The sequence below is a fragment of the Blastococcus sp. TML/C7B genome (assembly GCF_016612845.1).
Lineage (GTDB): Bacteria > Actinomycetota > Actinomycetes > Mycobacteriales > Geodermatophilaceae > Blastococcus.
Window position 1 is genome coordinate 182,686 of record NZ_JAEOAA010000002.1, and the last position, 12,510, is coordinate 195,195.

At 75.6% G+C, this 12,510-nt stretch carries 10 protein-coding genes; 2 read left to right on the top strand and 8 right to left on the bottom strand.

Annotated features, from left to right (window positions below):
- Window positions 1–108 precede the first annotated feature (108 nt).
- From JKP76_RS21170 to JKP76_RS13895, 6 genes are all read right to left on the bottom strand, one after another.
- A complete protein-coding gene (locus JKP76_RS21170) occupies window positions 109–729 on the bottom strand; it encodes a phosphatase PAP2 family protein (protein WP_200491574.1) in 621 nt (206 codons plus the stop codon).
- Window positions 726–3,152, bottom strand: coding sequence for a phosphatase PAP2 family protein (locus JKP76_RS13875; RefSeq protein ID WP_200491575.1), 2,427 nt, complete (start codon window positions 3,150–3,152; stop codon window positions 726–728). The genes JKP76_RS21170 and JKP76_RS13875 overlap by 4 nt, the downstream gene beginning before the upstream one ends.
- Window positions 3,153–3,208: 56 nt before the next feature.
- A complete protein-coding gene (locus tag JKP76_RS13880; protein WP_200491576.1) occupies window positions 3,209–3,796 on the bottom strand; it encodes a hypothetical protein in 588 nt (195 codons plus the stop codon).
- Window positions 3,797–3,878: 82 nt separating this feature from the next.
- Window positions 3,879–5,780, bottom strand: coding sequence for a sugar porter family MFS transporter (locus tag JKP76_RS13885; protein WP_200491577.1), 1,902 nt, complete (start codon window positions 5,778–5,780; stop codon window positions 3,879–3,881).
- Window positions 5,781–5,896: 116 nt separating this feature from the next.
- Window positions 5,897–7,504, bottom strand: coding sequence for a GGDEF domain-containing protein (locus tag JKP76_RS13890; protein WP_200491578.1), 1,608 nt, complete (start codon window positions 7,502–7,504; stop codon window positions 5,897–5,899).
- 64 nt (window positions 7,505–7,568) lie between these two features.
- Complete coding sequence (locus tag JKP76_RS13895; RefSeq protein WP_200491579.1) at window positions 7,569–7,910, bottom strand: hypothetical protein; 342 nt, start codon at window positions 7,908–7,910, stop codon at window positions 7,569–7,571.
- A 175-nt stretch (window positions 7,911–8,085) separates the two neighbouring features.
- On the opposite strand from JKP76_RS13895, the gene JKP76_RS13900 reads away from it, so the two are divergent.
- Both JKP76_RS13900 and JKP76_RS13905 read left to right on the top strand, forming a co-directional pair.
- The gene (locus JKP76_RS13900; protein ID WP_200491580.1) at window positions 8,086–9,162 is read left to right on the top strand and encodes an NADH:flavin oxidoreductase; all 1,077 of its coding nucleotides are present in this window, start codon (window positions 8,086–8,088) and stop codon (window positions 9,160–9,162) included.
- A 73-nt stretch (window positions 9,163–9,235) separates the two neighbouring features.
- Complete coding sequence (locus JKP76_RS13905) at window positions 9,236–10,630, top strand: MFS transporter (RefSeq protein ID WP_200491581.1); 1,395 nt, start codon at window positions 9,236–9,238, stop codon at window positions 10,628–10,630.
- On the opposite strand, the gene JKP76_RS13910 is transcribed toward JKP76_RS13905, so the two are convergent.
- On the bottom strand, window positions 10,631–11,083 hold the full coding sequence (locus tag JKP76_RS13910; protein WP_200491582.1) for a hypothetical protein: 453 nt from the start codon (window positions 11,081–11,083) through the stop codon (window positions 10,631–10,633).
- Window positions 11,084–11,097: 14 nt separating this feature from the next.
- Window positions 11,098–12,504 carry an aldehyde dehydrogenase family protein gene (locus tag JKP76_RS13915; RefSeq protein WP_309229727.1) on the bottom strand — a complete coding sequence of 469 codons (1,407 nt, stop codon included), beginning with the start codon at window positions 12,502–12,504 and terminating at the stop codon, window positions 11,098–11,100.
- Between the last annotated feature and the right edge of the window lie 6 nt (window positions 12,505–12,510).

The following is a 12,510-nucleotide window of genomic DNA, read 5'->3' on the forward strand; positions in this document are numbered from 1 at the left end:
GGGGAACTCCAGAGGGGAGGGAGCGGGCACGGTCTGCGGCCAGGACGCTAGAGGGGACCACCGACAGGTCGGTAGGGCTTTTCGGGCCCGGGCGCGTCGGGCCGGCGGTCAGGGCCGCGGGCCGCGGGCCGGCACGCCGAGGAGCAGGTCGAGCGTGGCAGCCAGGGCCACGCCGGCCGCGGCGCCACCCACGACGTCCAGCGGTGCGTGCCCGCCCAGGTACACCCGCGCCACGGAGTTGAGCACCGCCAGCACCAGGACGACGACCTGCCAGCGGCGGGCCAGGTAGGGCAGCAGCAGCACGGCCACCCCGAAGGCGACGATCGCGTGCCCCGAGGGGAACGAGCCGCCGGCCGAGGGCACGTCGCGCAGCACCGCGCCGGGGATCGTCGTCCCCGGCCGCTCGCGGTGCACCAGCTCCTTGAGCACGCCCCGCTCCACCACCAGCTTGAGCGGCACGAGCAGCACCAGCGCCGCGGCCAGGCGCGGGCGGCGCAGCAGCAGCGCCCCGGCGGCGACGACCAGCGGCGTCCCGAGCACGCCGAGCAGCTGGACGGCCCACAGCGGGGTCTCCCACGCGTCGGACCGGTCGTTGACCAGCGCGAACAGGCGGCGCTCCCAGGTGTCGACGGTCCCGTCGGACACGGCGGTGGCGCAGGCCGCCGTGACCGCGATCCCGCCCGCGGCCAGGACGACGTCGGACCGGCGCCGGCGGAACGGCGCGCTCACATGCCGAACCGGTGCTCGAACCGGGCGGTCAGCAGGGCCCCGGCCGCCGCGGGCAGCCAGAAGGTCAGCAGCCGGAAGACCAGCACGCACGCGCACGCCGACGACAGCGGCGCGCCCAGCGCGGTGAGCGCCAGCAGCAGGGCGACGTCGGCCGCGCCCGGAGCCGCGGTGACCGGCACCAGCGACCACAGGAGGTGCAGCGCCCCGTACACCGTCGCGGTGGCCAGCACCGGCACCTCGCCCCCGACGCTGTGCAGGGCCGCGGCCAGCACCGCGGCCTCGAGGAAGATGCCGGTGGTGACCCAGGCGAGCTGGGCGCCCCTCCGCCACGGCCGCACCCCACCGGGCCGGTGGATGCGCAGCAGCTCCCGCAGCGCGCGGGCGACCTCCGCCCGGTCCCGCCGGACCGGCGCCGGCCCCGACGGCAGCGCGAGCCACTGCCCGGTGAGCACGAGCACCCAGGCGCCCGCACCCAGGGCGACGGCCGGGCCGAGGGCCTCCGGCGTCCGCCACCCGGTCAACCGGTCGTCGACGAGGGCGAGCACGAGCGTCGGGACGGCGACGAGGAACGCGGCGACGACGCCGGCCGCGGCGAAGCGGGACAACCCGGCGGTGGCGGCCGCGGGCAGCACACCGGCCCGCTCCAGGAAGCGGGCGGCCGCCCGGCGCCAGCCGTCGTGCCCGTGCAGCAGCGTGGCGGAGTCGGCGACCATCCCCGCGCCGGCGGTCCGGCCGAGGGCGATCCGCCGGTCGACGGTGAGCAGCGCGCCCGCGGCCCGGGCGGTGCGCGCCAGCACCGTGAGCGCGACCGCCGCGCCCAGCCAGCGCCACCCGCCGTCCTCGAGGAAGTCGGCGGGTACGCCGTCGGCGCCGAGCAGCGGGAGCCCGACGAGGGCGAGGCCCGACCCGGCCGCGACGGCGAGCCACGCGGCCCAGCCGGTCGGCGGGAACTCCGGGCGGTCGAGGTCGGGCAGCCCGAGGGAGGCCCGCACCTCAGCCCGCAGCACGCCCAGCCGCTCGGGCCGGGTGCGCAGCGCCGTGCGGGTCGCGGCGGTCAGGCAGAGCGGTGCCAGCGCCGGCAGGGCGTCGGCGACCGGGGCCGCGCCCAGGCCCGCGACGGCGGAGCGCACGACGACGTCCGGCTCGGCGACCAGCGCCAGCGACGCCATGAGCTCGGCGACGTCGCCGGCCAGCGCGTCGTCGTCGGCGCCGGTCTGCGCGTTGGCGAAGTCCACGACCCAGGGCCGGCCGACGTCGTCGACCATGATGCTGGCGGTCACGAGGTCGTGGTGGGCCACGCGGGCGTCCCGGAGCAGGCCCACCTGGTGCCAGACCTGGGCGAGCAGTGCGGGCGTCACCCGCTCCGCGGGCAGCTCGTCCAGCGGCACCCCCTCGAGGTGCTCCTGGACGACGACGGCGCCGCGGTCGCTGCCGCGGGCGAGCAGGACGCGGGGCGTGCGCACCCCGCGCTCGCGGGCGGTCATCGCCGCGACCGCCTCGTGCTCGGCCTGCCGGCCCAGCGGCGCGACGGCGTCGGCGTCCTTGACGTCGCGGACCGCGACGAGCCGGTACAGCCGGTAGAGCCAGTCGCGCTCGGTGCGGTTCGGGCCCAGGTACTTCACGTACAGCCGGCGGCCCTCGGCCGTGGTGGCCACGAAGGGGTGCGAGCTGAGAGCGCGGACCGGCGCCGGGCGCAGCTCGCGCACCGGGAGGCCGACCCGGTTCAGGAGCCGGGCCAGCCGCTGCGGGTCGACCTGCAGGCGGGGCACGCCGAACGCCACGTGCACGAGGGATCCGATCGCCCAGCCGAGCGCGGCGCCGCAGACGACGTCGAGCGGCAGGTGCGCGCCGACGTAGATCCGCGCCAGGCCCACCACCCAGGCGAGCGCCCACACGACCCGCCGGGTGCGCCGGGACACGTACGGGACGACGGCGGTCGCCAGCGCGGCGGCGACCGCGGCGTGGCCGGAGACGAAGCCCAGCCCGGTGACCGGCCCCTCGGGGAAGTGCACGTCGACGGCGAAGCCCCCGGGCCGCTCCCGCCGCACCACGGACTTGACCAGGTCGGCGGCGACGTAGGCGAGCAGGCCGGAGACGATCAGGTCGCGGGCCAGGCGGACCTGCCGCGCGGCCAGCGCCAGCACCGCGACCAGCGGGACGGCGACGACGTTGCCGAGCTGCATCACCAGCCAGACGACGGGGAAGAGGGCCGGTGGCAGGTCGTTGACCAGCTGGAAGACGTCCCGCTCCGCGACCGGCAGCTCGCCGCGGCGGGCGACGAGGAAGCCCAGCCCCAGCACCGCGGCGCCGAGCACCACCCGGACCAGGTCCACGGTGTAGCGGTCGACCGGCGTGCGGCGGCCGTCGCGCACCCGGGCGCCGGCCGGACCGGAGGCGCGCCCCGGCCGCAGCAGCGTCGTCACCAGGAGAGTGCACCGCGTCGGGGGCCGGGCCAGCAGGGTCTTCCGTCCCCCGCGCCTCAGCCGGCCGGGGGGAGCGCGGCCAGCACGGCGTCCGCGGCCGCCGGCCAGTCCGCGACCCGCGGGCCGGGCACGGCGCGGTTGTAGGGCTGGTCGAACACCAGCGCGGCGCGCCCGGCGGCCGCGAAGGCGGTCAGGTTCGCCGGGCTGTCGTCGAGGTACAGGTCGGCGCCGACCTCCGGCTTGTCGGCCATCAAGCACAGGTCCCAGAACGGGATGCGGTGCCGCTCGAGCCAGGTGACGGTGTCCGCCGCGGCCGCGCCGTGACCCCCGCTGACGACCAGCCGGTGGGTGATGACCCGGATGCGCACGCCGGCCTCCGACAGGCGCCACAGCTGCTCCGACACCCCGGGCAGCGGCGCGAGGTCGCGGAACAGCCCGGCCGCGACGGCGCGGCCGTGCAGGTCGAGGTACTCGGCGCGGGTGGCGATGCCCCAGCCGCACCGCGTCCAGTCCCAGTCGACCGGGTCGGGCAGCGTCGCGGGGTCCACGCCGCGCTCCCCGGCCACGAACGCCCGGAAGCCCCCGGTGTAGTCGGCGCAGACGCCGTCGAGGTCGAGGCCGAGGACGAACCGACGGGTGCTCACCCGGTGCTCGTCGGCACGCGGTGCGGTCGGCTGCACGGCCCCCGGTGCGCCGCTACCCCGACCGGGGGACGGCGCCCCGCGGTCAGAGCCAGAGCTCGAACTGGATGCCGTCGGGGTCCTCGAAGGAGACGAACCGGCCGAGGTCGAGCACGCGGACGGGGGAGTGCGGCACCCCGAGCTCGTCGAGGTGGGCGATCCAGCGGTCGAGCTCGGCCTCGTCGGAGACCTTGAACGCGAGGTGGTCCAGCCCGGTGCGGCGGAAGTCGAACTCGTCGCCCGAGCCCTCGGCGGGCTGGCACAGGCCGAGCACGACGAAGCTGGACGGCTCGAGCAGCAGGACCCGGGGCGAGCCGGCGTCCTCGGCGCCGTAGCGGCGCAGCTCCTGGAGGCCGAGGACGCGCTGGTACCAGGCGGCGCTGGCGTCCATGTCCCGGACGGTGAGGGCGACGTGCGAGACGCCGGAGAGCGTGGGCATGCCCGGATCGTGGCAGGCCCACGTCCTCCGGTGCGGTCCGCCGCGCGCGGGGCTACCGGGAGCCGGCGAAGTCGGCGGGGGAGAAGCGGCCCTCCGAGAGCCGCTTCTCGATCTTCTCCAGGCTGCGGCCGCTGAGCTCGGGCATCCGCCGGTACAGGAAGACGAACCCGGCGATGTTGAACGCCGCGTACAGCCAGAAGGTCTGGCCGGTGCCGATCGTGTCGATGATGTTAGCAGGGTCAGCGTGATGAGCAGGTTGGTCCCCCACAGCGACGCGGACTGCGCGGCCGCGCCGGCCTCCCGGGTGGCCAGCGGGTAGATCTCCGAGCCGGTCAGCCAGCCCATGAGCTGGATGCCGCCGGCGGTGAAGGCCATGAAGGCGATCAGCGTCGCGATGATGTACGGGACCTGGGCCTCGCCGTCGTTGCCGGTGACGAAGAAGGTGCCCAGCACGATCAGCGCGAGCGCGGCCCCGGGGAGGGTGAGCAGCGTCAGCCGGCGGCGGCCCACGCGGTCGATGATCGCCAGCCCGACGAGCTGGGTGACCAGGTAGGTCGCGCCCAGGGCGACCGACACCCGGAGGGCCGCGGAGTCGGAGAAGCCGTTGTCCGTGAGGATCGTCGGCGAGTAGTAGACGATCATCTCGATCCCGGACAGCTGGGTGAAGATCGCCAGCCCGCACCCCACGACCAGCGCCGGGCGCACCCAGGCCTCGCGCAGGCCGCGCCAGCCGCTGGTCTCCGCGGAGCGCTCCTCCTCGACCAGCTCGTCGATCTCCTGCAGCTCGGCGGAGACGTCGCTGCCGGACGGGCGGACCCGCTCGAGGGCCTCGCGGGCGCGGTCCTCCTGACCGTTCTTGACCAGCCAGCGCGGAGAGTCCGGCAGCCGCAGCATCAGCAGCAGCATGAGCGCGCTCGGGACGACGGCCGCGCCGATCGACACCCGCCAGTCGACGCTCTCGGTGGCGCCGACGATCGTGGCGATGAGGATGCCGACGCCGATGGCGATCTGGAAGAACAGCACCAGCCGGCCCCGGTACCGGCTCGGGGCCAGCTCGGCGACGTAGACCGGCGCGGTCTGCGTGGCACCGCCGACGGCGAAGCCCAGCACCACGCGGGCCAGCGACAGCGTGATCGGGTTCGGTGCCAGCGAGGCGCCCAGGGAGCCGAGGACGAAGATGCCGGCGACGATCAGCAGCGTCGTGCGGCGGCCGCGCGCCTGGCTGAGCCGGCTGCAGGTCAGCGCCCCGATCACCGCGCCGGCCAGGATCGAGGCCGCGATGACCTGCTCCCAGCCGCTGCCGATGTCGAACTCGTCGCTGATCTGCAGCAGCGCGCCGGAGATGATCCCGGTGTCGTAGCCGTAGAGCAGGCCGGAGATCGCCGACACCAGCGCCACGATGACGACGGCGCCGGTCAGGCTCCCGCCGTCGTCCGTCGTCGTGGTCCCGCCGGGCGGGGCCGCGGTCGCGGTGCCGGTGGACGGGCCGGGGGTCTCTTCCTCGGACACGTTGATGGAACTCTCCCCGTGGGCGGACGGCGCGGCGTCGGCCACGCTAGGTCCGGCAGCGGGAAGCCGCCTGTCCAGACGGGGAGATCGCCCCGACGGCGGACCGGGTCGAGCGGTCAGGCGTCGGTGACGACGCGGTCGCGCCCCTGCGCCTTGGCGCGGTAGAGCAGCGCGTCGGCGCGTCCGAGCAGCGCCGCCGGGGTCTCGTCGGCAGCTCCTGTGACGCCGATGCTGGCGGTGACCGGCACCGCGCCGGTGAGGTCCTCCCACGCGTGCCCGGCGATCGCCGTCCGCAGCTCCTCGGCCAGGGCGGCGGCGTCCGGGGGTGCGGTGTCGACCAGGACGAGGAGGAACTCCTCGCCGCCCATCCGGGCGGCGAAGGACCCGCCCAGGGCCCGGGCGCCGTCGGCGGGCACGGCCGCCTGGAGCAGTCCGGCCACCCGGCGCAGCACGGCGTCGCCGACGTCGTGGCCGAACGTGTCGTTGACCCGCTTGAAGTGATCGAGGTCGACCAGCGCCACGCTCGCCGAGGCCGCGGGCAGCCCCCCGGGACCGAGCAGGCGGATCAGCTGCTCGTCGATGTGCCGGCGGTTGTACAGCCCGGTCAGCGGGTCGCGCAGCGACAGCTCCCGGTAGCGGCGGGACTGCCGGCGGGCCTCGCTCGTCTCGTACATGGCCTGGACCGCCCGGGCGCGCGCGTCCCGCTGGGCCGACTGCAGCTCCACCAGCTGCTCGTGGAAGAGCTTGTGCTCGGTGAAGGCAGCCCGGTGGTCGCCCTGGGCGGCGTGCAGCTCGGCCTGCTCCTGCCGGGCGCGGACCCGGATGGCGGTCAGGCCGTGCCGCTCGCACCGCGCCACGCAGTCGTCCAGGACCTGCCGCGCCCCGTGCAGATCGCCGAGCCGGCGCCGCACCTCGGCGAGGGTCAGCAGGAAGTCCGCCCCGGCGTCCCCGTCGGTGGAGCTGTCCAGCAGCTCGGGTGCCAGCCCCGGCAGCAGCACCGCCTCGGCGTCCTCCAGCCGGCCCAGGCCGATGAGCACACGGCCGAGCGTGTCCAGCCGGCCGACGCCGAGGGTCTCGCCGAAGTCGGCCGAGCGCGCCTCCAGCTGCTGCGCGATGGGCAGGGCCTCGTCGAAGCGGCCCAGCAGCGTCTCGATGTAGGCCCAGTTGTTGAGGACCACCAGCTCGCGCCGGGCGTCACCGCGCTCGTGGGTCAACGCGAGCACGTCGGCGTAGCGGAGGGAGGCCGAGGCGTCCCCGTGCTGCCCCAGGGTGTCGGCCAGCCGCAGGGAGTGGTCGATGCGCAGCTCGGCGGGCGCGTCGTCGTCGAGCAGGTCGACGGCCTCGATCGCGTGCTCCAGCGCGGTGGCGGAGTCGCCCAGCTCCTGGAAGATCGAGGCGAGCACGTAGGCGCTGCGCGCCCGGAGGAAGGGCCGTTCGTTCTCGACCGCCCAGCGGCTGATCGCCTGAGCGCTCCGGCCGGCCTCGGCGTGCTCGCCCCGGCACCGCGCCATGTCCGCGCCGACGAGCCGGGCGCGCAGCCGCACCTCGGTCAGCTCCGGCCCCTCGGCCTCGGCCTCGGCCGCGACCCGCTCGGCCCGCTCGGCGATGCCCTCGACGGTGAAGCGCGAGAGGGCCTCCAGCTCGGCAACCTGGGCGGTCAGCCGCCGGAGCGGGTCGTCGCCCGGGTCCGGAAGCCCTGCGTCGACGACGGAGAGCGAGAACATGCCTCCACCTTCGGCAGGACCGGCGGCGAACCTGAGCGCGCGGGTGCGCGTCCCCCCGAAGGGGTCAGCTGAACGGGATGACCGGCCGGTCGGGGCCGCCGTCCTCACCCCAGCGCATCCAGCTGCGCAGGCCCTTGAGGGCGTCGGCGTCGGCCTTGTCCCGCCCTCTGCGCGGTCGGCGGCGGGGCGCGGTCGAGGTCTCCCTCGACGGACGCTCACCACCGGTCGACCGGACGTGCATCAGGTACTCCTGGACCGGCGCCGCGGACGGGAGGCCGTGGCGGGCGAGGACGTCGTGCCGGGCCTCGCGCTCGCAGGCGAGCTTCTCGACCTCCGACATCTCCGAGGTCGTCCCGGTGCGTTCGCGGCCGTGCGCCGCGGGCCTGCCGAATTCCAGAGCCGACATGGTGTTCCTCCTCCTCCGGAGGGGTGCCGTCGTGGGTACCGCCCCTCGATCGTCCGCCTGCCCGGCCCCGGACGCCAGGGCCCTCCAGCCCGGACGTGAGCCCTGCCCGACGCGCGGCCCCCGCCACCCAGGGCGGCCAGGTGACCGACCGCACACCCCCGGTAGCCTCGCGCGGGTGTCCGACCTCTTCGCGCCCCTGACGCTGGCCCACGGCCCGGCCGCTCCCAACCGGGTGTGGCTGGCCCCGCTCACCAACACGCAGAGCCACCCCGACGGACGGCTCTCCGACGAGGAGCTGCACTGGCTGTCGATGCGGGCGCGCGGCGGGCACGGGCTGACGATGACCGCCGCTGCGCACGTCCAGGCCGGCGGCCAGGGCTTCCCGGGGCAGCTCGGCGTCTTCTCCGACGACCACCTGCCCGGCCTGACCCGGCTGGCGACCGCACTCAAGGACGAGGGCTCCCTGGCCTCGTTGCAGCTCCACCACGCCGGCAACCGGTCGCCGCGGGACCTGGTCGGCCGGCCGGTCGGCCCCTCGGACCACGAGAAGTCCGGCGCGCGGGCGATGACCGGCGACGAGGTCGCGCAGCTGGTCGAGGACTTCGCCGCGGGGGCCCAGCGGGCCGAGCGCGCCGGGTTCCACGGCATCGAGGTGCACGGCGCCCACGGCTACGTCCTGGCCCAGTTCCTCTCCCCGGAGGAGAACCGGCGCACCGACGGCTACGGCGGCTCGCTGGAGAACCGCGCCCGCCTGCTGTTCGAGGTGGTCCGCGCCGTGCGCGAGCGCTGCGGGCCGGACTTCCAGGTCGGCGTCCGGATCTCCCCGGAGCGGTTCGGGCTGCGCCTGGGCGAGGTGCGCGAGGTCGCCGCCGAGCTGCTCCTCTCCGACGCCGTCGACTACCTGGACCTGTCCCTCTGGGACGTCGCCAAGCAGCCGGAGGAGGAGGGCTTCCAGGACCGCCCGCTGATGGACTGGTTCACCGACCTCGACCGCGGCACCACCCGCCTCGGCGTGGCCGGCAAGGTGCGCAGCGGGCAGCAGGTCACCGAGGCCCTCGACCGGGGCGCGGACTTCGTGATGGTCGGGCGGGCGTCGATCCTGCACCACGACTTCCCCGAGCGGGTCCGGGCCGACGGCTCCTTCGCCACGCGCACCCCGGTGAGCCCGGCGCACCTGGCGGACGAGGGGCTGTCGCCGGTGTTCGTCGAGTACATGCGCAACTGGCGGGGGTTCGTCACCGAGGCGTCCTGACGCACCGGCGCGCGGGCGCCGATCCGGGTCGCGGGAGGCGGCCGGCACGACCGAGGGGAAGGGCGGAGGAGCGGTGAGCGACGGGCCGACCTCCGCCGACCCGGGCGGCGCCGACGTCCCCGATCCGCGGCGGCGGCGCTGGATCCTGCTGGCCTGCCTGGCCGGCATGTTCGCGACGACGTTCCCGGCGACGATCCTCACGATCGCCGTCCAGCCGATCGCGCTGGACCTGGGCTCCTCGCCCTCGACCGTCCTGTGGGTGACGACGGCGCCGCTGCTGGCCGCCGCCGTCAGCACCCCGGTGCTGGGCCGGCTCGGCGACCTGCGCGGCCACCGGCGGCTGTTCCTCACCGGGATGACCGTGGCGGTCGTGTTCGGCATAGCCACGGCGCTGGCGTGGGACGCGGGCAGCCTGATCGCCGCGCGCACCATCTCCCAGCTCGGCTCGGCCGCCACCATCCCGAGCTCGTTCGCCATGCTCTTCCGCGCCCACCCGCCGCACCAGCGGGTGCGGGTCTCCTCGCTGGCCTCGGCCGTGCTGGCCGGCGCGGCGGTGGTCGGCGTGGTCATCGGCGGCCCGCTGGTGGACCTCGTCGGGTGGCGGGTCATCTTCGTCGTCCAGGCGGCCGTCTGCGTCGGGGCGCTGGTGGCGGCGATCCCCGTGCTGCCCTCCGACCCGCGCGGGCGGGAGCGCATCCCGCTGGACCTGCCCGGGGCGCTGGCCCTGGCGGTGGCGACCCTCGCGCTCACCTTCGGGGTCAACCGGCTGGGCGTGTGGGGCCTGTCGCCGGTGCCGATCGGCTGCCTGGTCGTCGTGCCGTTCGCCGTCTGGGCCCTGGTCCGGATCGAGCGGCGGTCGTCGGCGCCGCTGCTGCCGCTGCGGGTGCTCTCCTCCCGCAACACCCGCGTGGTGACCGCCGCGAGCTTCTTCCTGGGCGCGGGGTGGATGGGCAACTTCGTGCTCACGCCGCTGCTCATGCAGTCGGTGATGGGCCTGTCGGCGGGCCTCACCTCGCTGCTGAGCGTGCCGCGTGCGGTCTTCATCGTGGGCGCGGCGCCGACCGCCTCGCGCTGGGGCCAGCGCTTCGGCGAGCGGCGGATGGTGGTGGTCGCGGCCGCCGGGCTGGGCCTGGTGATGGCGTCGATGACCGTGGGGGCGCTCACCACCTCGGTGGTCGCGATCTCCCTGGCGCTGCCGCTGTCCGGCTGGGCCTTCGGGCACGCGCAGCCAGGGCTGGTCTCGGCGATGGGGCACGCGGTGGACGAGCGGGACTTCGGGCTGGCCACCTCGCTGCAGCAGACGTCGAACCAGATCGGCGCCGTCGTCGGCATCGGGCTGTTCACCGCGCTGGCGGGGGATGCCACGACCGCCGGCCCGTTCGCCGTCGTCTACCTGCTGACCGCGACCTGCGCGTTCATCAGCGTGCCGTTCGCGCTGCTCATCCGCGACGGGCACGCGAAGGCCTGATCAGCCGGCGGGCTCCCGCGGCACCAGGGAGGCGACCAGCGCCGCGGCGGCGACGACGAGGAGCACCCAGGTGCCGGGGGCGCCGGGCGGGGTGCCGAGCGTCTCCAGGGGCTTGAGCCTGCCGACGAGCAGCCGCAGCAGCGCCTCCAGCAGCACGGCGGCCAGCACCAGCGGCACCAGCCCGCGGTACCGCGCCAGCACGACCCAGACCAGCAGCGCCAGCACCAGCTGCGCGCCGCCCCACTGCCCGAGCAGCGCGACCGCGTTGTCCCCGCCGGCGGCGCCGGTGTCGATCGTGGCGATCGACCCGGCGCCGCTGTCGGGGGCGAGCACGTGCACGAGGCTGCGGGCCGTCGCGAGGACGGCGTAGAGCACCAGGACGCCGATCGCCCACCGGGTGCCCCGGTACTCGTCGGCCCGTCGCGGGAGCAGCAGCCCCGGGTCGGGTCGCACGCCGTCCTCCGCCGCTACTGCTTGCGGCGGTGGAGAAGCTGCATGTCGGTGAAGCCCTTGAGCCCCCACGGCCCGTTCTCCACCCCGATGCCGCTCCACTTCAGCCCGCCGAACGGCAGGTTCGGTGCCAGGGCGGCGTGGGTGTTGACCCACGCGGAGCCGGCATCGAGCCGGCGGGCGACGCCCTCACCGCGCTCGGTGTCGGTGGCCCACACCGACGCCCCCAGCCCGAAGGTGGTGGCGTTGGCGCGCTCGACGGCCTCGTCCAGGTCGCGGTAGGCGATGACCGGCAGCGCCGGGCCGAACTGCTCCTCGTCGACGATCGCGGTGCCGTCGGCGGCGTCGGTGAGGATCGTCGGGGCGAAGAAGTAGCCGGGCCGGTCCAGCGCGGCACCCCCGGCCGCGGCGCGCGCGCCGGAGGCCAGCGCGCCGTCGACCAGGCTCCGGACCCGGTCGAACTGCGGCCGGTTCTGGATCGGGCCGAGCTTCGTCGCCTCGTCCATGCCGTCGCCGACGACGACGCTGGTCGCCTCGGCGACGAGGGCGTCGACGACGGCGTCGTGCAGGCTCTCCGGCACGTAGACCCGCTTGACCGCGACGCAGGTCTGCCCGTTGTTGGTGAACGCCGCGTTGAACAGCGCCTTGCCGACGACGGCGGGGTCGGCGTCGTCCAGCACGATCGCGGGGTCGTTGCCGCCGAGCTCGAGGGTCACCCGCTTGAGGTCGGCGGCCGAGGCAACCGCGACCTTCTTGCCGGCGCTGATCGAGCCGGTGAAGCTGACCTTGCGCGGCGTCGGGTGCGCGGTCATCGCCGCACCGAGGGAGTCCCCGCCGGTGACGATGTTGAGCACGCCCGGCGGCAGCGCGGAGTTGAGCACCTCGACCATCGCCAGCGACGACAGCGGCGTGTACGGCGACGGCTTGAGGACGACGGTGTTGCCGGCGCGCAGCGCGGGCGCGATCTTCCAGGACGACAGCAGCAGCGGGAAGTTCCACGGCGCGATCGCCGCGACCACGCCGATCGGCCGGCGCACCACCTCGACGAAGGCGGCGTCGTCGTCCTGGAGGATCTCGCGCTCCAGCTCCAGATCGGCGTAGTACTGCAGCCACATGCCGACGCCGGCGACCTCGAAGATCGCCTCGCCGAGCGGCTTGCCCTGCTCCTGGGTGAGCACCGGGGCGATCCGCGGGATCGCCTCGTTCACCGCCTTCGCGGCCAGCCGGAGCGCTTCGCGGCGGGCGTCGTCGTCCTGCCGCCAGGTGCGGAACGCCTGCGCGGCGCCGGCCATGGCGTCGTCGAGGTCGGCCGCGGTGGCCTCGGGGGCGGTGGCGAAGGGCTCGCCGGTGGCGGGGTTGATGACCTCGGAGCGGGCCGCGGAGTCGCGGGCCTCCCCGTTGATGGTCATGAGGTGCTGGGTCACGTCGGG

Excerpts from the sequence above, each read along its gene's own strand:
- JKP76_RS13895 (WP_200491579.1), bottom strand. The coding sequence starts at position 7,910 with ATGTCGGCTCTGGAATTCGGCAGGCCCGCGGCGCACGGCCGCGAACGC.
- JKP76_RS13890 (WP_200491578.1), bottom strand. The coding sequence starts at position 7,504 with ATGTTCTCGCTCTCCGTCGTCGACGCAGGGCTTCCGGACCCGGGCGAC.